At 72.4% G+C, this 19045-nt stretch carries 15 protein-coding genes, 1 tRNA gene and 1 pseudogene; 2 read left to right on the top strand and 15 right to left on the bottom strand.

Annotation, left to right across the window (positions count from 1 at the left end):
* The first annotated feature begins 1 nt into the window (after nucleotide 1).
* Nucleotides 2-1285: a tyrosine-type recombinase/integrase gene (locus tag NIE111_RS27280; protein WP_238687165.1), complete on the top strand. Its 1284-nt coding sequence runs from the start codon at nucleotides 2-4 to the stop codon at nucleotides 1283-1285.
* Nucleotides 1286-1360: 75 nt separating this feature from the next.
* On the opposite strand, the gene NIE111_RS27275 is transcribed toward NIE111_RS27280, so the two are convergent.
* The 9 genes from NIE111_RS27275 to ald form a co-directional block, all read right to left on the bottom strand.
* Nucleotides 1361-1434, bottom strand: a tRNA-Pro gene (locus NIE111_RS27275).
* A gap of 210 nt (nucleotides 1435-1644) precedes the next feature.
* Nucleotides 1645-3051, bottom strand: coding sequence for a ribosome biogenesis GTPase Der (gene der, locus NIE111_RS27270; protein ID WP_238687164.1), 1407 nt, complete (start codon nucleotides 3049-3051; stop codon nucleotides 1645-1647).
* A complete protein-coding gene (gene cmk, locus NIE111_RS27265; protein WP_238687163.1) occupies nucleotides 3048-3728 on the bottom strand; it encodes a (d)CMP kinase in 681 nt (226 codons plus the stop codon). The genes der and cmk overlap by 4 nt, the downstream gene beginning before the upstream one ends.
* Nucleotides 3729-3924: 196 nt before the next feature.
* Complete coding sequence (locus NIE111_RS27260; protein ID WP_210784817.1) at nucleotides 3925-4695, bottom strand: pseudouridine synthase; 771 nt, start codon at nucleotides 4693-4695, stop codon at nucleotides 3925-3927.
* Nucleotides 4682-5797, bottom strand: a complete 1116-nt coding sequence (gene scpB / locus NIE111_RS27255) for an SMC-Scp complex subunit ScpB (RefSeq protein ID WP_238687162.1) — start codon at nucleotides 5795-5797, stop codon at nucleotides 4682-4684. The genes NIE111_RS27260 and scpB overlap by 14 nt, the downstream gene beginning before the upstream one ends.
* On the bottom strand, nucleotides 5790-6863 hold the full coding sequence (locus NIE111_RS27250; protein ID WP_238687161.1) for a segregation and condensation protein A: 1074 nt from the start codon (nucleotides 6861-6863) through the stop codon (nucleotides 5790-5792). Before NIE111_RS27250 ends, scpB begins: the two co-directional genes overlap by 8 nt.
* A 41-nt stretch (nucleotides 6864-6904) precedes the next feature.
* Nucleotides 6905-7828: a ParA family protein gene (locus tag NIE111_RS27245; RefSeq protein ID WP_030487987.1), complete on the bottom strand. Its 924-nt coding sequence runs from the start codon at nucleotides 7826-7828 to the stop codon at nucleotides 6905-6907.
* A 179-nt stretch (nucleotides 7829-8007) separates the two neighbouring features.
* Nucleotides 8008-8973, bottom strand: coding sequence for a site-specific tyrosine recombinase XerD (locus tag NIE111_RS27240; protein WP_238687160.1), 966 nt, complete (start codon nucleotides 8971-8973; stop codon nucleotides 8008-8010).
* A 38-nt stretch (nucleotides 8974-9011) separates the two neighbouring features.
* Nucleotides 9012-10127 (bottom strand): alanine dehydrogenase, encoded by a 1116-nt coding sequence (gene ald / locus NIE111_RS27235; protein WP_238687159.1) that lies wholly within the window; start codon nucleotides 10125-10127, stop codon nucleotides 9012-9014.
* A 292-nt stretch (nucleotides 10128-10419) separates the two neighbouring features.
* Between ald and NIE111_RS27230 the strand changes: the two genes are divergently transcribed.
* Nucleotides 10420-10695, top strand: coding sequence for a TM2 domain-containing protein (locus tag NIE111_RS27230; protein ID WP_238687158.1), 276 nt, complete (start codon nucleotides 10420-10422; stop codon nucleotides 10693-10695).
* An 85-nt stretch (nucleotides 10696-10780) separates the two neighbouring features.
* On the opposite strand, the gene NIE111_RS27225 is transcribed toward NIE111_RS27230, so the two are convergent.
* The 6 genes and pseudogenes from NIE111_RS27225 to NIE111_RS27200 form a co-directional block, all read right to left on the bottom strand.
* A complete protein-coding gene (locus NIE111_RS27225; RefSeq protein WP_238687157.1) occupies nucleotides 10781-11386 on the bottom strand; it encodes an NUDIX domain-containing protein in 606 nt (201 codons plus the stop codon).
* The gene (gene pyrG / locus NIE111_RS27220) at nucleotides 11383-13134 is read right to left on the bottom strand and encodes a CTP synthase (RefSeq protein ID WP_091407255.1); all 1752 of its coding nucleotides are present in this window, start codon (nucleotides 13132-13134) and stop codon (nucleotides 11383-11385) included. Before pyrG ends, NIE111_RS27225 begins: the two co-directional genes overlap by 4 nt.
* Before the next feature lie 163 nt (nucleotides 13135-13297).
* On the bottom strand, nucleotides 13298-15712 hold the full coding sequence (locus NIE111_RS27215) for a hypothetical protein (protein ID WP_238687180.1): 2415 nt from the start codon (nucleotides 15710-15712) through the stop codon (nucleotides 13298-13300).
* Nucleotides 15712-16881 carry a glycosyltransferase family 4 protein gene (locus NIE111_RS27210; protein ID WP_238687156.1) on the bottom strand — a complete coding sequence of 390 codons (1170 nt, stop codon included), beginning with the start codon at nucleotides 16879-16881 and terminating at the stop codon, nucleotides 15712-15714. The genes NIE111_RS27215 and NIE111_RS27210 overlap by 1 nt, the downstream gene beginning before the upstream one ends.
* Nucleotides 16874-18562, bottom strand: a complete 1689-nt coding sequence (gene murJ / locus NIE111_RS27205; protein WP_238687155.1) for a murein biosynthesis integral membrane protein MurJ — start codon at nucleotides 18560-18562, stop codon at nucleotides 16874-16876. The genes NIE111_RS27210 and murJ overlap by 8 nt, the downstream gene beginning before the upstream one ends.
* Before the next feature lies 1 nt (nucleotide 18563).
* Nucleotides 18564-19045, bottom strand: a pseudogene (locus tag NIE111_RS27200) (hypothetical protein); the annotation flags it as partial.

Below are 19045 nucleotides of genomic sequence, written 5' to 3'. Positions count from 1 at the left end.
GATGTCCGGCAAACGCGCCAACGGCGAAGGCTCCATCTTCCCGTACCGCAACGGGTTCGCCGCCTACGTCTGGGTCACCAAGCCCGATGGCAAACGGGACCGCAAATACGTCTACGGAAAGACCCGCGACGAGGTCCATGACAAGTGGGTGAAGCTGCACCAGCAAGCCAAGGCCGGCCCGGTCGCCACCAACGTCCCCACCGTGGCGAGTTACATGACCTACTGGCTCGCCGAGGTCGTAGAGCCGAACCTGGCACCTCTGACCTACGCCACGTACGAGACGCTGAGCCGGCTCTACATCGTTCCCGGCATCGGCACCAAGCGACTCGACGGGCGGCTGTCGGTACGAGACGTTCAGACCTGGCTCAACAAGGTCGCAAAGACCTGCCAGTGCTGTGCTCAAGGGAAAGACGACCGTCGGCCACCGAAGAGCCGCAAGTGCTGCGCGGTTGGCCGATGCTGCCAGGACTTGCCCGCGGCTCGCACCGTGAAGGGAATCCGCGCTGTCCTCCGCTCGGCGCTCTCCCAGGCCGAAGTGGAGGAGCTGGTCGCAAAGAACGTCGCAGCCTTGGTGAAGCTGCCACCGATCCGCAGCCGTAAGGGCAAATCGTGGAGCAGTGAGGAAGCTCGGGCGTTCCTGGAAGCGTCCCGCGACGACGACGATTACCTCTACGCGGCCTACGTCCTGGTCCTCGTGCTCGGCTTGCGTAAGGGAGAAGTCCTCGGCCTCACCTGGGAGCACATCAACTGGGACGGCTGGCAGAAACCCTGCATCACCCACGGCGAGACGTTCTGCGAGCACTGCCGCGACAACCACGACATCAGCCTGGTCATCGACAAGCAGCTCCAGCGGGTACGCGGTCAACTGCTGCACCGGGCCACCAAGACCGAAGAGTCCGACGCTCCCCTACCGCTGCCGGCCATCTGCGTCGCCGCATTACGGCACCGTCACCAACAACAGCAGGTCGCACGCGAGAAGGCCGGCGACGCCTGGCACGACACCGGCATGATCTTCACGACCCGCTACGGACTGCCGGTCGAACCCCGCAACTTCAACCGCTCCTACGACAGCCGCATAGCCCGCGCCGGCATCCGGAAGATCACCGTTCACGACGCCCGACGCACCTGCGGTTCGCTGCTGGTCGACCTGGACGTGCACCCCCGGGTCGCGATGGCGATCCTGCGGCACGCGGACTTCTCGATCACGATGGAGATCTACAGCCAGGTCTCGTCCAAGACGACCCGCGAAGCCCTGCGGAGGCTCGGCGAAAGCCTCGATCAATGAGCCGTTGCTGTACTTCGCTGCTGTACAAGATCAGAAATGGCCATCCGGAAGATTCCGAATGGCCTCTGACCTGCGTCGGGACGGCCGGATTCGAACCGACGACCCCTTGACCCCCAGTCAAGTGCGCTACCAAGCTGCGCCACGTCCCGCCCCCGCGCGGTTTCCCCCGCGGCAGCCGGTACAGCTTAGCGCAGCAGCTGCGGCCCGTCCGCACAGGCCCCACCGGCGTCGCGGCGCATCCGAACCACCCCACAGGGAGCCACCGCACAACCCCTAAAGCGTCCTAGGAGGGTGGGGTTGGATAGGGAAATGCCGGATGGGCGGGGCGCCCATCCGGCATTTGACAGAACTGGACCGCGTCAGCCGTGCGCCTTGCCTCGGCCGCCGGGGCCGAGCTTCTTACGCGGGCGGACCGAGATCTCGATCGGGCTGCCCTCGTACCCGAATTCCTCGCGGAGCTTGCGCTCGACGAAGCGCTGGTAGCCGGCGTCCAGCGGGCCGGTGGTGAAGAGCACGAACCGTGGCGGCGCCACACCGGCCTGCGTCGCGAACAGGATCCGCGGCGCCCGCCCACCCCGCACCGGGTGCGGGGTGGCCTGCACCAGCGCCGTCAGCCACTGGTTGAGGTGCGCGGTAGGCACCCGGGTTTCCCAGCTGGCCAGCGCCTTGTTCAGGGCCGGGGCCAACTTGTCCACGGCACGGCCGGTCATTGCCGACAGGTTCAGCCGGATCGCCCAGGGGATGCGCCGCAGCTCCCGGTCGATCTCCTTGTCCAGGTAGTACCGACGGTCGGCGTCGACGAGGTCCCACTTGTTGAACGCGATGACCAGCGCGCGGCCCGACTCGGTCACCATCGACAGGATCCGCTGGTCCTGCTCGCTGATCGGTTCGCTGGAGTCCAGCAGCACCACGGCCACCTCGGCGGCCTCGATCGCGCCGGCGGTCCGCAGGCTGGCGTAGTACTCGGTGCCGCTGGCCTTGCCGACCCGCTTGCGCAGCCCGGCCGTGTCGACCAGTTGCCAGGTCTGACCGCCGATCTCGACCAGGCTGTCCACCGGGTCCACAGTGGTGCCCGCCACCGAGTCGACGACCGCCCGCTCCTCGCCGGAGAACCGGTTGAGCAGACTGGACTTGCCGACGTTCGGCCGCCCGACCAGCGCCACCCGGCGCGGTCCGCGCGGACGATTCTCCACGATCGCCGGGGCCTCCGGCAGCGCGGCGAGGATGGCGTCCAGCAGGTCGCCGGAGCCGCGTCCGTGCAGCGCGGACACCGGGAACGGCTCACCGAGACCGAGCGACCACAGCGAGGTGGCCTCCATCTCGATGGAGTTGTTGTCGGCCTTGTTGGCGACCAGGATCACCGGCTTGGCGCTGCGCCGCAGCATCTTCACCGCGGCCTCGTCCACGTCGGTGGAGCCCACCATCGCGTCGACCACGAAGAGCACCACGTCGGCGGTGACGACCGCCGTCTCGGCCTGCGCCGCGATGGCCGCGGCACGGTCCTTCGCGTCCGGTTCCCAACCGCCGGTGTCCACGACTGTGAACGCCCGGCCGTTCCACTGCGCGTCGTACGGGACCCGGTCGCGGGTCACGCCAGGGACGTCCTCGACGACCGCCTGCCGGCGGCCGATGATCCGGTTGACCAGAGTGGACTTGCCCACGTTGGGGCGGCCGACGACGGCCACCACCGGCTGGGGGCCGCTCGGTTCCTCGACGATGACGTCGGGCTCCCGCAGCTCGACCCACCCACCACCATCGCTACTCATGCCACGCCCCGCTCGGTGAGCATGTCGCGCAGCCGCGCGACGACCTCGTCGATGCCCAGCTCGGTGGTGTCCAGCACCACCGCGTCGGGCGCCTGGGCGAGCGGGTTGACCTTGCGGGTCGAGTCGAGGCGGTCCCGCCGGGCCAGATCCGCGGCCGTGGCCGCCACGTCGGCGGCGTCCTCGGCGCTGCGCCGGGCGGCACGGGCCGCCTCGGAGGCGGTCAGGAAGACCTTCAGGTCGGCGTCCGGCGCGACGACCGAGCCGATGTCGCGACCCTCGACCACCATCCGACGAGCGTTGGCGATCATCTCGCGTTGCCGGGCGACGAGCAGCTCGCGGACAGCCGGCACGGCGGCGACGGCGGATACCGCCCCGGTCACCTCCGGGCCCCGGATATCCGCGTCCACGCCCACGCCGTCGACGGTCACGGCGTACCCCTGCGGGTGGGTGCCGATGTGCAGCTTGACCTCGCTGGCGACCTTGGCCACCGACGCGGCGTCGGCGAGGTCCACGCCGGAGCGCAACACGGCAAACGTGATCGCCCGGTACATCGCCCCGGTGTCCAGGTAGCGCGCACCGATCGCGACGGCGAGCCGCCGCGACACGGTGGACTTACCCGAACCGGACGGCCCGTCCACAGCGACCACACATCGCCCGGTCCGTACGTTTTCCTCCACCGTGTCCTCCTCAGCCCGTACCTCACGGATCGCCCGGTGATCTGGCGCCGCAAGCGGTTGTCAATCGTCATCAATCATGCCCGGGTCCATTGGCGGACCCGCGCGCGACGCCGCCGGAGGCGACCCACGCCACCCGGGGCGGCCGCGTCCCGGCCATCGGTGGAGCCTACCGGCTGCCGTACCCCGAACTCGGGGGTCAGTCACCCACCACGTTGAACAGGGCGGCGACCTCGGCGTTGGTCAGCCGCCGGATCCGCCCGGTCCGCAGGTCACCGAGCCGGATCGGCCCGATCGAGGTACGGACCAGCCGGGTGACCGGGTGACCGACCTCATCCATCAGCCGCCGGACGATGTGCTTGCGCCCCTCGTGCAGGCTCAGCTCCACCTGGGCGGATTTGCCGAGAGTGTCGACCACCTTGAACGAGTCGACCTTGACCGGCCCGTCCTCCAGCTCGACGCCGGCCAGCAGCCGCTTGCTCAGGTTGCGCGGGATCGGCCCGACCACCTCGGCGAGGTACGTCTTGAGCACCTGGTACGAGGGGTGCATGAGCTTGTGCGCGAGGGTGCCGTCGTTGGTGAGCAGCAGCAGGCCCTCGCTGTCCGCGTCGAGCCGCCCGACGTGGTAGACCCGCTGCTCCAGCCGGGCGCCGATGAAGTCGGCCAGCTCGTTGCGTCCCTTTTCGTCCGCCATGGTGGTAACCACCCCACGCGGCTTGTTCATCGCCACGTAGACCAGGCGAATGTCGACCTGGAGGCGCTCCCCGTCCACGTGGATCACGGAGGTGGCCGGGTCGACCTTGTCACCGAGCTTGGCGACCCGCCCGTCCACCGTGACCCGGCGGCGGAAGATCAGGTCTTCGCAGGCACGCCGGGAACCCACGCCGGCGGCGGCGAGCACCTTCTGCAGGCGCTCAGCCCCCTCGTAGACGGGCGCGTCGGCTTTGGGGGAACGGTTATCGGGTCGCATCAGCAAGCTCTTCTACGTCGTCGGGCAGGAAGGGTGCGAGGGGCGGCAGCTCGGCGACCGTGTTCAGCCCGAGCTTCTCCAGGAACAACGTGGTGGTCCGGTAGAGGAACGCCCCGCTGTCCGTTTCGGTGCCGCACTCCTCGATGAGGCCACGGGTGACCAGCGTACGGATGACCCCGTCGCAGTTCACACCCCGGATGGCTGAGATTCGCGAACGGGTCACCGGCTGCTTGTACGCAACCACGGCGAGCGTCTCCAGCGCCGCCTGGGTCAGCCGCACGGACTGCCCGTCCAACACGAACCGCTCAACGTACGTAGCGTATTCCGGCCGGGTGTACAGCCGCCACCCGCCGGCCGCCCGGCGCAGCTCGAACCCGTGCCCGGCCGCTGTGTAACCGGCGGCGATCTCGTCGAGCATCGGCCCGACCCGTTCGGCGCGTTGCTCCAGCACCTGCGCCAGCACCAGCTCGCTGACCGGCTCGTCGACGACCAGCAGGATCGCCTCCAACGCGCCGCGCAGCTCGGCGTCGGACAGCTCGGGCGCGGGCTCCGGCGCGACAGTCGCCCGCCGCCGCCCCGCCAGCTGCCGCCGGGGTACGTCCCCAGCGCCACCCGACTCCCCCACCGTGGCGTCCGTCACCGCACCGAGGTTCGGCCCCGTCGAACCCACCCCGTCCGGGGCCGCCTCACCGCGATCTGGCTCACCCTGGCCCACCTCGTCCGAGGGCACCCCAGGGGAATCGGGCCCACCCGCGGCCACCTCGAGGGGATCGGGCCCACCCGGGGCGACCTCACCAGGGCCTGGCCCGTCTGCGGCCACCTCGACAGGGCCCGGTCCACCCGGGCTCACGTCGACCGGGCCCCGCCCATCCGGGTCAACCTGCGCGGACGCCGACGCGACCACGTCCGGCCCGGTGGAGTTGGCGGCGGCCTCGGGTTCCGGGCGAGGCGCTGCCGCCTCGGGTGCTTCGGCCTCCGGTGGGGCGGCTGACTCGTCCGGCTCCGTGGGCCTGTCGGTGACGGGCGGGCGGGGGCGGTCCCACGGGGGGACCCAGGCGGCGGCCTGGTCGGCCAGCGAGTCCCGACGTTGCTCGTCACTCATCCCGCGCACCCTCCGTCGTTCCCGTCCCGTCCGGCCCGCCGGCCTCCCACGTCGGCACAGGGTCAGCCCTCGCCGGCCCAGGTTCTGCCACCGCCGGCTCAGGCGCACTCCCGGCACGCTCAGACCCCGCCGGCTCAAGCTCAGCCCCCGGCGGCTCAGCCTCAGCCCCCGCCAGTTCCGGCTCAGGCTCCGGTGACTCCGGGTCGGCCGGGTTGCCGGCGTACTCGTCGACGTGCAGTTCGGTGTCGCCGTCGACCGGGCCGGTCCAGCGCACTGTCAGCTCCTCCAGGGCCTGCTCCTGCACGAACGACACCAGGCCCTCCCGGTACAGCTCCAGCAGCGCGAGGAACCGGGCCACCACCTCCAGGGTGGCCTCGCAGTCCGCGCAGAGCAGCGAGAACGTAGCGGTGCCGGCCCGGCGCAGCCGGGCGGCGAGGATCGCCGCGTGTTCGCGGACACTGACCCGGACCATGTGCACGTGGGCGATGGAAACCTCCGGCACCGGCTTCGGGGTCATCGCCTTCACGGCCAGCTTCAGCAGCCGCTGGGGGCCGATGCCGAGCACCAGGTCGGGCAGCGCCTCGGCGTAGCGGGCCTCCAGGCTCACGGCACGCGGATAGCGTCGGCCGCCAACGGCCTCCAGCTCGGCGATGTGCGCCGCCGCCTCCTTGTACGCCTTGTACTGCAACAGCCGGGCGAAGAGCAGGTCCCGTGCCTCCAGCAGGGCGAGGTCGGCTTCGTCCTCCACCTCGGCGGCGGGCAGCAGCCGGGCCGCCTTCAGGTCGAGCAGGGTCGCGGCGATGAGCAGGAACTCGCTGGCCTCGTCCAGGTCCCAGTCGTCGCCCATCGCCCTGATGTAGGCGATGAACTCGTCGGTGACCGTGTGCAGGGCCACCTCGGTGACGTCGAGTTTGTGCTTGCCGATCAGTTGCAGCAGCAGGTCGAACGGGCCGGTGAAGTTTGCCAGCCGCACCGTGAACCCGGTGGCAGCCGGGTCAGCGGGCTGCGCACCGTCGACCACTGCCGCGTCGGCGGTCTGGGGTGGGTCGAGGGGTGGCGCGGTCACCGGACGACCGTAGTCCACGAGGCGGGCAATGGGCGTTCCGGCTACCGCTCCGACTGGGCGGCGATCACCTCGCGGGCCAGTTGACGGTAGTTACGTGCCCCGGAGGAGGCCGGGTCCATCGTCGTGATGGGGGCACCGGCCACGGTGGACTCGGGGAACTTCACCGTCTTGGTGATGACCGTCTGGTAGACCTTGTCGCCGAACGCCTCCACCACCCGCTGGAGGACCTGGCGGCAGTGCGTGGTGCGGCTGTCGTACATGGTCGCGAGGATGCCTTCGAGCTCCAGGTCGAAGTTGAGCCGCTCGCGCACCTTGTCGATGGTGTCCAGCAGCAGTGCCACACCGCGCAGGCTGAAGAACTCGCACTCCAGCGGGATGAGCACGCCGTGCGCGACGGTCAGCGCGTTGATCGCCAGCAGGCCGAGTGACGGCTGGCAGTCGATCAGGATGTAGTCGTACTCCTTGCGGACCGTGCGCAGGACCCGGGCCAGGGCCATCTCCCGGGCGACCTCGTTGACGAGCTGGATCTCGGCGGCGGAGAGGTCGATGTTGGCCGGCAGCAGGTGCAGCCCCGCGACGTCGGTCTTGATGACGACGTCCTCGGCGATGATGTCGTCCTGCATGAGCAGGTTGTAGATGGACAGGTCGAGGTTGTGCGGGTTGACGCCGAGGCCCACCGAGAGCGCGCCCTGCGGGTCGAAGTCGACGAGCAGCACCTTGCGGCCGTATTCCGCGAGCGCGGCGCCCAGGTTGATGGTGGTGGTCGTCTTACCGACGCCACCCTTCTGGTTGGCCATCGCGATGATCCGCGCGGGGCCGTGCCGATCGGTCGGCATCGGCTCCGGGATGGGCTTGCGCATCGTGTAGGCAGCCGGGTCCGCAGGACCCAGGTCCGCGCCGAGCGTGGCCTGCTGCTCGCGGAGCTCCGACGTCCAGGTCTCGGCACGGTCACCGTTGCCAGCCATGTGCTCGTTGCCCCCTCCCGACGACCCACCCGGCGTCGGAGCCGTCCGACGTCCTTCGCGGCGCCGCTGCGCACCCCGGTCGTGTCGCTCCAGGAGGTCCGCGCCGATGCCGACTGTACGCCACCGACCAGCAGGGGGTTCGGCACCGGCCCGGCGTGTCGGCGTCGACAGCGACCGGTTCAGCCCTGGGCGCGGGGATGCGCGGTCGCGTACACCTCGCGCAACCGCTCCACGGTGACCAACGTGTAGACCTGGGTGGTGGTCACCGACGCGTGGCCGAGCAGTTCCTGGACCACCCGGACGTCGGCGCCGCCGTCGAGCAGATGGGTGGCGTAGGAGTGGCGCAGGGTGTGCGGGGAGACCGCGGCCGGCCCGTCGACGGGCAGCCCGGCCCGGTCGGCGGCGCGGCGCAGGATGCCCCAGGCGCCCTGGCGGGACAACGCGCCGCCCCGGGCGTTGAGGAACACCGCCGGGGTGCCGCGGCCGGCGGCGGCCAGCCCGGGACGGGCCCGGACCAGGTAGGCGCGCACGGCGTCGACGGCGTACCCGCCGATGGGTACCAGCCGCACCCGGCCGCCCTTGCCGCGCAGCAGCGCCGTGCCGTCGTCGGTGTCGAGGTCGTCCACGGCGGCGCCGACCGCTTCGGAGATGCGCGCGCCGGTGCCGTACAGGAACTCCAGCAGCGCCCGGTCGCGCAGCGCGAGGGGCGCGTCGTCACCGGTCGCGGTGATCGGGCCGGCGGTCTCCAGCAGCCGGACCACGTCGTCGACCGGTAGCGCCCGGGGCAGCCGCCGGGGCGGCGTGGGCGGGCGGACGTCGCGGCTCGGATCGGCGCCGGCCAGGCCCTCGCGCACCGCGAAGCGGTGCAGGCCCCGCACCGCGCTGGCCGCGCGGGCGGCGGAGGAGACGGCGAGGGGCGGGTGCGCGTCGTCGCCGGCGCGCAGCCGCGCCAGGTGCGACTCGACGAGGCCGGCGCCGACCGACGCGAGGTCGGTGACGCCGGCATCGGCCAGGGTGGCGAGATAGCGGTCCAGATCCCGGCGGTACGAGGCGAGCGTGTTCGCGGACAGGCCACGTTCGACGGTCAGGTGGTCGAGGTAACCGCGAACGGCACGGCGCAGCGCCGGCGTGGGTGCGGTGCCCACGCCGGCGGAGTCCCTGCCGCCGCTCAGCCCGCCACCGTTCAGGCCAGGGCGTCGGCCAGCGGGAGCACGTCCATGCCGTGCGCCTCGGCGACCGGGCCGTAGGTGACCTGCCCGGCGTGGGTGTTGAGGCCCAGCGCCAGCGCCGGGTCGTTGCGCAGCGCCTCGCGCCAGCCCTGGTTGGCCAGCTCCAGGGCGTACGGCAGGGTGACGTTGGTCAGGGCGTAGGTGCTGGTGTTCGGCACCGCGCCGGGCATGTTCGCGACGCAGTAGAAGATCGACTCGTGCACCTTGTAGACCGGGTCGGCGTGCGTGGTGGGGCGCGAGTCCTCGAAGCAGCCGCCCTGGTCGATGGCGATGTCGACAAGCACGCTGCCCGGCTTCATCCGGGAGACCAGCTCGTTGGAGATCAGCGTCGGAGCCTTCGTGCCGGGCACCAGCACCGCGCCGATGACCAGGTCGGCGTCGAGGACGGCGCGCTCGACCTCGTAGGCGTTGGAGGCGACGGTCTGCAGGTGGCCCCGGTAGATGGCGTCGGCCTGCCGCAGCCGGGCGACGTTCTTGTCCAGCAGCAGCACCTCGGACTGCAGGCCCAGCGCGATGGCGGCGGCGTTCATGCCGGAGACGCCGGCGCCGATGACCACGGTCTTGGCCGCGTACACGCCGGAGACACCGCCCGGCAGCACACCGCGCCCACCACCGGTGCGCATCATGTAGAAGGCGCCCATCTGCGGGGCGAGCCGGCCGGCCACCTCGGACATCGGGGCGAGCAGCGGCAGCGACCGGTCGGGCAGCTCGACGGTCTCGTACGCGATGCCGGTGACCCGGCGGTCGATCAGCGCGTCGGTGCACTCCTTGGAGGCGGCGAGGTGCAGGTAGGTGAAGAGCACCTGCCCCTCACGCATCCGGTGGTACTCCTCGGCGATCGGCTCCTTGACCTTGAGCACCAGCTCGGCGGTCTCCCACACCTCGTCGGCGGTGGCGAGGATCGTCGCGCCGGCGGTGGCGAACTCCTCGTCGGTGATGCTGGAGCCAACCCCGGCGCCGGACTCGACGAAGACCTGGTGGCCGCTGCGGGTGAACTCGTTGACACCCGCTGGCGTGATCGCCACGCGGTACTCGTGGTTCTTGACCTCGCGTGGGATTCCGACCTTCACGATGCAGACACCTCTCTTCGGGGCTGCTCTCCCCCGACTGCTCGGTGCCACGACGGCCCCTTTGCCATCGCGGTACACCGGTCCTGCGGCGGCAGTCTAGGCGCGCCCGGCGCCGCCGCGAGCCAGCACAGTGGCACCCGGTGCCCGGGTGTCCTGACGATGTGTCAGGGCACCGCCGGCATTCGGCGGTCGAGCGTCACCTCAGCCAACAGGACAGTGTTTCACCATTATCGTCCCATCTGCCGGGCGGCGGTGCGGACAGCCGGCGAGTGGATCACTAATGTGTCCGCCCATGACCACTCCTCCTTACCAGCCCGGTTACCCCCAGCCGGGGTACCCCCAGGGCGTCTCCGACAAGAGCAAGATCGTCGCGGGCATCCTCGGCATCCTGCTCGGCACCTTCGGTGCCGGTCGGTTCTACACCGGACACACCAAGATCGCCGTTCTCCAGCTCGTCGTGAGCCTGGTGACCTGCGGCGTCGGCGCTCTCTGGGGCCTCGTCGACGGCATTCTCATCCTGGTCAACGGCGGAACGGACGCGCAGGGACGTCCGCTGCGCGACTCCTAGACCAACAAACGGAAGGGGCCCCGCGGCTGACCGCGGGGCCCCTTCTCGTGCGTCCTCCCCCACCGTGCTGGACCGGCGGCGACGCTCAGCGCGGCAGCGGCGCGTCCGCCCGACGCAGCTGCGCGAAACCGGTGTCCCGGGCGCGGGCCGCGGCCAGCAGCCCGGCCACCGCTGACGCGTTGGTGATCTCACCGGCCAGGACCATGGCGACCGCCTCGTCCAGGTCGATCCGGACGACCTGGAGGTCGGCCTCCTCGTCGTGGCGCTCATGCCGCTCGTCGGCCGGCACGTCGGCGAGGTCGCGGGCCAGGAACACCCGCACGATCTCGTTGGTGAACCCCGGCGAGCTGTGCAGGTCCACCAGCACGTCGACCCGCCCGGCGGTGAGGTCGGCCTCCTCGGCCAACTCCCGCAGCGCGGCCACCGGCAACTCCTCGCCGGAGACGTCCATCAGACCGGCCGGCAGCTCCCACAGGTGCCGCCCGACCGGGTGCCGGTACTGCCGGATCAGCACCACCTGGCCGGCGTCGTCGAGCGCCACCACTGCCACCGCCCCGACGTGCCGGACGAGGTCCCGCAGCGCGGTCCCACCGCCCGGCATGGTCACCTCCTCGGTGACCACGTCGAAGATCCGCCCCCGGTACCGCTCCGCCCGGGAACGCACCTCGTAGCGGTGCTCAAGGTTGCTCACGAGGCCGACGACGCCTTCGTCGCGGCGCCGTTGCGGGCGGCCTTGCGCGTCGTCGGGGCCTCCGCCGCCGCGTCCAGGTCGACGGGCAGCTGGTCGGCCTGCGAGTACGCCACCGCGGCCTTGACGAACGAGGCGAACAGCGGGTGCGGGCGCGTCGGGCGGCTCTTCAACTCGGGGTGCGCCTGGGTGGCCACGAAGAACGGGTGCAGGCTCCGGTCCAGTTCGATGAACTCGACCAGCCGGCCGTCTGGGGAGGTACCGGAAATGTGCAGGCCCGCCTTCGTCAGCGCGTCCCGGTAGGCGTTGTTCACCTCGTACCGGTGCCGGTGCCGCTCGCTGATCTCGGTGCTGCCGTACGCCTCGGCGACGATCGAGCCCTCGGTCAACGTCGCCGGGTACGCGCCCAGCCGCATGGTGCCGCCCAGGTCACCGCGACCGGCGACGATGTCCTCCTGGTCGGCCATCGTGGCGATGACCGGGTGGGCCGCCTGCTCGTCGAACTCCAACGAGTTGGCGCCGTCCAGGTCGGCCAGGTGCCGGGCCACCTCGATGGTCATGCACTGCAGGCCGAGGCACAGGCCCAGCAGCGGAATGCCGGCCTCACGGGCGTACCGGGCGGTGCCGATCTTGCCCTCGATGCCGCGGACGCCGAACCCGCCGGGGATGAGGATGCCGTCCACGCCGGCCAACGCCGCGGCGGCGCCGGCCGGGGTGACGCACTCGTCGCTGGGCACCCAGCGCAGCTGCACCCGGGCCCGGTGGCCAAAGCCCGCCGCCCGGATCGCCTCACTCACCGACAGGTACGCATCGGGCAGGTCCACGTACTTGCCGACCACAGCGACGGTGACGGTGTGCCGGGGACGGTGCACCCGCTCCAGCAGATCGTCCCAACTGGCCCAGTCCACGTCCCGGAAGGAAAGGCCGAGCCGGCGCACCACGTACGCGTCGAGCCCCTCCCGGTGCAGCACCTTCGGGATGTCGTAGATGCTCGGCGCGTCCGGGGCGGCGACGACCGCCTCGGCGTCCACGTCGCAGTAGAGCGACAGCTTCTCCTTGAGCTTCACCGGAATCTCCCGGTCACAACGGAGCACTATCGCGTCCGGCTGGATACCGATGTTGCGCAGCTGCGCCACCGAGTGCTGCGTCGGCTTGGTCTTCAGCTCACCCGAGGGCGCCAGGTACGGCACCAGCGAGACGTGCAGGTAGAAGCAGTTGTCGCGGCCCAAATCGTGGCGGACCTGACGGATCGCCTCCAGGAACGGCAGCGACTCGATGTCGCCGACAGTGCCACCGACCTCGGTGATCACCACGTCGGGGACCTGGCCGTCCTCGTCCGGGTCGGCCATCGCCAGGATCCGCGACTTGATCTCGTTGGTGATGTGCGGGATGACCTGAACGGTGTCGCCCAGGTACTCGCCGCGCCGCTCCTTGGCGATCACGTCGGAGTAGATCTGACCGGTGGTGACGTTCGCCTTGCCGGACAGCGCCCGGTCGAGGAACCGCTCGTAGTGCCCGACGTCGAGGTCGGTCTCGGCGCCGTCCTCGGTGACGAAGACCTCACCGTGCTGGAACGGGTTCATCGTCCCCGGGTCGACGTTCAGGTAGGGGTCGAGCTTCTGCATCACCACGCGCAACCCGCGCGCTGTCAGCAGGTTGCCGAGGCTGGAGGCGGTGAGGCCCTTACCCAGCGAGGAGGCGACGCCCCCGGTGACGAAAATGTGCCTGGTCGTCCGTGCTGATGGGGCCAAGGCCTGCTCCCGTGTCGTCTGTCGCGGTCATGCAGACCGCCGTGCTTGATCAGCAAAGTGATCACGCGATCCACGGGATTTGACGGTAACACCTCCCGGGCGGGTACCCGCAGGCCGCACCCCGGCTGCGACACCGCCGGGCCATCCGGACGAGGCCCGGCGCTCAGGACGCGGCAACCTCCGTCGATGACCGGGAGACCTGCCGGGGCGCTACGGGCACCGTCGGCGCGGCGTCCGGCGTCGACCCGCTCGCGGTCGGCTCGGCCGGTTCGTCGGCGTCCCCGCGGCGCTCGTCCGCAGGGTCCGACGCCGGTCGGGCGACCTTCGCCGGCGCGCTCGGGGTCGGCCCAGTGATCGGACGGGGATGCACGGCACCCAGTGGCCCGCCGCCGCCCGTCGGACCGTCGCCCCCACCGACCGGGCCGACCCCGCCGGACCCCGAGTCGTCGTCGGCGCCGTTGGCGCGGGAGCGGTCCGCTGCCGGACGGGTCCGGTCCGCGGCGTGCCCGAGCACCCGCAGCGACGCCAGGGCGGCCATCGGCACCACCAGGGCGGCGGCAGCGCCCATCACGTCCAGGGCCGCGCCGTCGAGCACACCACCGAGCACCGCGGCGACCACAGTGCCGGCCATCGCGGCCCGGACCGCCGGGTAGATGCCGAACAGCCGCATCAGCCCACCCCACGGCTGCAACAGGGCGAACCACACCAGCAACCCGCCGGCCAACGCCAGCACCGTCAGCGGGCTGTTGACCAACGTCTCGAAGTTCTCCGTGCTGGACCGGTGCACGGCGAACCCGCCAGTGCCGTCACCGAGCGCGGAAAGGAACCGGCCCAGGCTGCCCCGCTCCGCCGCAGGACGCCGCAGGTCCACCACGGCGAACCCGATACCGACCGCCAGCGCGGCCATGGCGGCCCAGGCCAGCCGGCTGATCGTCAACCAGCCGCCGGCGCTGATCACGGCGGCGACGCTCACCCCGGCGGTGAGCGCGATCGCGCCGACCGGGTCGGCGCCCAGGTACGGGCTGCCGACCACCACCACGGCGAGGCCACCCACCGCCACCATCACCGCCGGCCGCCAGCCACGGTGCACCCGTTGGGCGAACCAACCGGCGGTGACCAGCGCACCGGCGAGGAACACTCCCAGCCCCACGGTGCTCAGCCCGGCGTACCGGCCGCCCTGCAACGCGGAGTAGCCGACCACGCCATTGAGCTGCAGGCGGGCCCCGGTGAGCACGTCCAGCCCCACCACGAGCGTGGTGAGACCGGCCACCGCGCCGAGCGGCCCGAGCGTGTTCGCGTACCCGGGGGCGAACCGCACCGCCGCGGTGCCGGCGGCCACCAGCAACGCGGTCACCCCGGCGAAGATCCACCCCGGGTGCTCACCGCGCCACCAGGGCACCGCGTCGGTCAGCAGCGCCGCCGGCACTGTCAACGCCGCGGCCACCAGCAGCAACTCCATCACCGCCACGATCCGCCCGGAGACGGGCGTCGGGCCGGCCGGGCCGGCGTGCGGACGGGCCCGGCGCAGCAGCGGCAGGATCGCGAGGGCCAGCAGCACCTGCACCCCGGCGAGCAGAGCGAAGAACACCCCGGAGACGGAGCGCTGGGCGGCCGCCTCCCGGTCGGCGTTCGCCGGCGCGTTGATGGCCTCAGTCAGGTCGGCGGGACGGCCGCCGGTGCTGACCGCCGGACGGCCGAGGAAGAGCCGCTCCGGCATGGGCCGGCCCAACGCGGCCAGGGCGGTCGGCGCGAGGTCGACAAGTTGCAGGTACCCGTCCCGGCCGGTGCTGGCCGAGGTGAGCCACCCCCGCTCCCAGCCCGGCCCGTCGGCGACCGCCACGTGCAGCCGGGCCGGCTGGGTGGTGTCGGAGATCCCCGCGACCAGCACCAACGACCGTGGGGGTCGCGCCGCCAGCACCCGGGCCAGCTCGGCGTCCGCCGCGCGGGCCTCCTCGGCGCGGGTGGCCGGGTCGGCCCCCTTGACGGTGCCGAGGTCGACGATGCTCAGCACACACGAGCCGAGCAGCGGCCGCGGATCGGCCGGCAGCCCCGAGGCGTACCGGTCGACGCGGCCGAACGGTCGCGCGGCGGCCACCGCCGCGCCCGGGCCCACGGCGACGGAGCACCGCACCGACTCGGACAACGAGCCGGGCATGGCGCCCCAGGGCAGCCGCTGCTGGTTGTACTGGACCACGCTCTCCTGGTCGGGCAGGTTCGCGCCGATACCGTCCGGCTGTTCCACCGTCACCGCCGCCGACGGGCAACCGTCGACCGACCGGCTGCCGTTCCACGCGGCGAAGCTGCCCGCGCCCAACGTCAGCCAGCCGTCCACCGGGCAGGTCGGCCGGTGCGCGGAACGCACCGACAGTGAGCCGATCGAGCCGTCCTGGGCCATCCGCCACAGCGTCGGGGTGCTCTGCGGATCCACGTCATCCCAGCGCAGCCCGGCGATCCCGGCGAGCACCACGAAGTCGGCGGTGCGTTGCGGGGTGCCCTGGGGTGGGCGGGCGGCGAGCGCGGTGACACCCAGCGCCACCACGAGCACTGTCAGCAGGGCGGGGGCGATTCGGCGCAGCATCACCGGTGTCCCGTTCTCGGGGCGTCGGAGCCCGGTGCGGCCGCCGGACCGCCGGGGTTCCCGGCCAGCTCGGCGTAGAGGGCGGCAAGCGTGGCGACGGTGTCCGCCTCGGTCGGCCACGTCGCCGCCCGTTCGGCGCCACGCCGGCCCAACTCCGCCCGCGCCGCCGGGTCGTCCAGCAACGCGCGTACGGCCGCGTCGACAGCATCCACGTCACCGGCGGGGACCAGCGTGGCCGCGTCGCCGACCAGGTCCGGGAGCCCGCCGACAGCGGTGGCCACCAGTGGCACACCGGCGCGCAGCGCCTCCTGGGCGAAGAGCTGTCGCGCCTCCCAGTCGCTGGTCACCACCGCCAGGTCGGCGCCGGCGAGCAGGTCGGCCACGTCGGTGCGGTGCCCCAGCAGGGTCACCGGTGCGCGGGCGGCGGAGGTCCGCGCGGCGAGCGGCAGATACGCCGGCCCGCTGCCCGCGATCACCACGACCGGCGGCGGGGTACGCGTACGCCAGCGGGCCGCCGCGTCGATCAGCACGTCGTAGCGCTTCTGCGGGTGCAACCGACCGACCGAGACGATCAACGGCTGGTCCGGGCGGACGCCGAACTCGGCGCGTACCGCCGCCGGGCGTCGACGCGGCGCGGGCAGCGCCGGCGCGGCGACCGGGGCCAGCCGGGCGTCGGCGGCACCCACCTCGGCGGCCCGTCGCACCAGGTCCTCCGAGGCGCCGAGCGCCACCCGCACGCCCCGGGCGACCACCCGTTCGACGAGCCGGGACACCCCGCCCCGCAGCCCCCCGGCGAGCACCGCGTTGTGCCAGGTGACGATCACCGGGGCGGCCGGACGGGCCAGCACGGCGACCAACCCGGCCCGCAGGCCGTGCGCGTGCACCACGTCGACGTGAGCGCCCGCGAGCGCCCGGCGCAGCGCGAGCACCGCCCGCGCGTCGGCCGGCGTCGGGCTGGCCGGGATCTCCACCGGCTCGAACCGCGCACCCACACCGGTGAAGTCGAACTGCTCCTGGGTGGCGGCGGGCCCGCAGACCAGGACCGTGGTGCCGCCCGCGACGAGGCCACGAGCCACCGAACGGACGTGCTGGCCGACCCCGCCGGTGCTGGACGCGAGCACCAACGCGACGGTGCCCGACCAGCCGGCAGGCAGAGCTGGCTCAGTCATGCGTCGCCGTCTCCTTCCCGTCGCCCCGCTGCGCGGAGCCCGCGCCCGGTGTCGGCGCACCGCCGGACGGCCCCCGCCGGCCCAGACGCCGCAGCACCCCGGCGAGCAGTGGCTGCACGTCCCGCCGGTCGACGAACCAGACCACGGCGAGGAACACCACCCCAACCAGAACCCCGGACAGCATGCCCTGACCGAACGCCGCCGCCGTCGTCGGGGTGCCGCCGTCCGACTGGTCGAGCCAACGGCTGAGGCCCAACCCGGCGAGCCCGGCCAGCACACCGGCGAGGCCACCGGCCGCTCCGGCCCGTGCCGCTCCGGCAAGGGCGGGACGGCCGGCGCTGCGCAACACCGCCACGAGCAGCAGGGCGCCGAGCACCAGCATCCCCACCGAGTTCGCGGCAGTCACAGCGAGCACCCGGTCGGCGGTGGGGAGCAGCACCGTCAACGGCAGCGCCACGGCCGGGACGACCAGCCAGCCGAGGGTGATCGCCACCGTCGCCGACCGCGTGTCGCCGCGCGCGTAGAGCGCGCGGGACAGGATCGCGAACAGGCCGTAGCCGAGCAGACCCGGCGCGAACCCGCTGATGGCCGCCGCGGTGGACTCCGGATTGTCCGGGTAGAAGAGGGCGGCGATCGGCTGCGCGGTACCGATCAACGCCGCGACGCCCAGGCAACTGAAAAGCAGCACCCCACGCACCGCGCCGGAGAGGGTCCGTCGATAACCGTCCTCGTCACCGGCGGCGCTGGCGGTGGCCAGGGTGGGATAGGACGCCACCGCCAGCGGCACGGCCAGGACCGCCCACGGCAGCAGGTAGATCGCCTGGGCCAGGTTGAACACCTGGGGGGAGCCGGTGGGGCCGCCGGAGACCCGGTTCAAGACCACCAGGAGCGCGATCTGCTGTGCGGCCACCGTCACCGCGCCGGCAGTGGCGAGCCCGCCGATCCGCGCCCGCGCATCGGCGGTGAAGGCGTACCCGAACCGGGGCCGTAGCCGCAACCGCCGCAGCGGGATCAGCAGCGAGAGCGACAGCACGACGACGCCCAGCGTGGTGCCGCCGGAGAGGAGCAGTTCGCCGCTGCGGCCGACCTGGGCCACGGACACGCCTCGACCCTGGGCGGCCCCGAAGGCCACGTAGACGACGACCACGGTGAGGCTGGACAGCAGCGGCGCGATGACTGGCCAGGCGAAGCGTCGGTGTGCCTGGAGGACGCCGGTGAGCACGATGCCGATCCCGTAGAGCGGCAACTGCGGGGCGAACACGCGCAGCATCCGGGCGCCGGCGGCGAGTTCCGACGCCGATCGTCCCTCGCTGATCACCGAGATGATCGGGTCGGCGAACACGACGACGAGCACGGCGAGGGGAACCAGCAGACTCACCGTCCAGGTGAGCAAGGCCCCGGTGGTCGCCGCCACCGTCCGCCGGTCGTCCGCCGCGACCGCCCCGGCCAGCAGTGGCACAACCAGGCTGGCCAACGCCCCGCCCGCGACGATCTCGAAGACGATGTTCGGCACCGTGTTGGCGATGACGTACATGCCGCCCAGGTCGCTCTGCTCGACCACCCAGGTGAACACGGCGGTGCGGCCGAAGCCGGCGACTCGGCTGGCCACGGTGAGGACGGCGATGAGCGCGGCTGCCCCGGCCAGCCGGCCGGCGCCGGCGAGGGGTGCCGGTCTGGTCACGTCAGTCGGCGCGTCGGCCCAGTGCGTCGAGGTCGCGGAGCCCCGGGGTCCGCTGGATCACCGCGGTGAAGCTGACCTTCTCGCTGGCGGCGGTGAGCCCGGCCAGGACGGCGAGCAGACCGGCCCGGCCCAGCGGGCCGGTACGGGCGGCGAGCGCGACACCGAGCACCGCCCCGAGCGCGTTCGCGCCACTGTCGCCGAGCATCACGTCCTCGGCCAGGTCGTCGCGGAGCAGGCCGGCGGCGGCGCCGGCAGCGCCAGCGGCGATCCCGCCCTGCGGGCCGCCGGTCAGCGGCGCGGCGAGCAGCAGCCCGGACTTGAGGGCGCGGCCCGGCCGCAGGTCGAGCAGATTCAGCAGGTTGGCCGTGCCGGCGATCACGCCGGCGCCGAGCAGCACGTCGACTCCCCGGCCGAACGCACCGTGCCGCTGCCGGCGCGGGTGCGCGGCGACCCGCGGGTCGGCGGCGAGCAGCGCGGCGGCGC

Origin of the sequence: Micromonospora hortensis (genome assembly GCF_022230935.1) — a bacterium.
Taxonomy (GTDB): domain Bacteria; phylum Actinomycetota; class Actinomycetes; order Mycobacteriales; family Micromonosporaceae; genus Micromonospora; species Micromonospora hortensis.
Note: the sequence above shows the minus strand (reverse complement) of the source record. Positions and strands in the feature narration are given on the sequence as shown.

Excerpts from the sequence above, each read along its gene's own strand:
- NIE111_RS27245 (WP_030487987.1), bottom strand. The coding sequence starts at position 7,828 with ATGGCTGGCAACGGTGACCGTGCCGAGACCTGGACGTCGGAGCTCCGC.
- NIE111_RS27215 (WP_238687180.1), bottom strand. The coding sequence starts at position 15,712 with ATGCTGCGCCGAATCGCCCCCGCCCTGCTGACAGTGCTCGTGGTGGCG.
- NIE111_RS27260 (WP_210784817.1), bottom strand. The coding sequence starts at position 4,695 with ATGCGACCCGATAACCGTTCCCCCAAAGCCGACGCGCCCGTCTACGAG.
- NIE111_RS27280 (WP_238687165.1), top strand. The coding sequence starts at position 2 with ATGTCCGGCAAACGCGCCAACGGCGAAGGCTCCATCTTCCCGTACCGC.
- NIE111_RS27230 (WP_238687158.1), top strand. The coding sequence starts at position 10,420 with ATGACCACTCCTCCTTACCAGCCCGGTTACCCCCAGCCGGGGTACCCC.
- scpB (WP_238687162.1), bottom strand. The coding sequence starts at position 5,797 with ATGAGTGACGAGCAACGTCGGGACTCGCTGGCCGACCAGGCCGCCGCC.
- der (WP_238687164.1), bottom strand. The coding sequence starts at position 3,051 with ATGAGTAGCGATGGTGGTGGGTGGGTCGAGCTGCGGGAGCCCGACGTC.
- NIE111_RS27210 (WP_238687156.1), bottom strand. The coding sequence starts at position 16,881 with ATGACTGAGCCAGCTCTGCCTGCCGGCTGGTCGGGCACCGTCGCGTTG.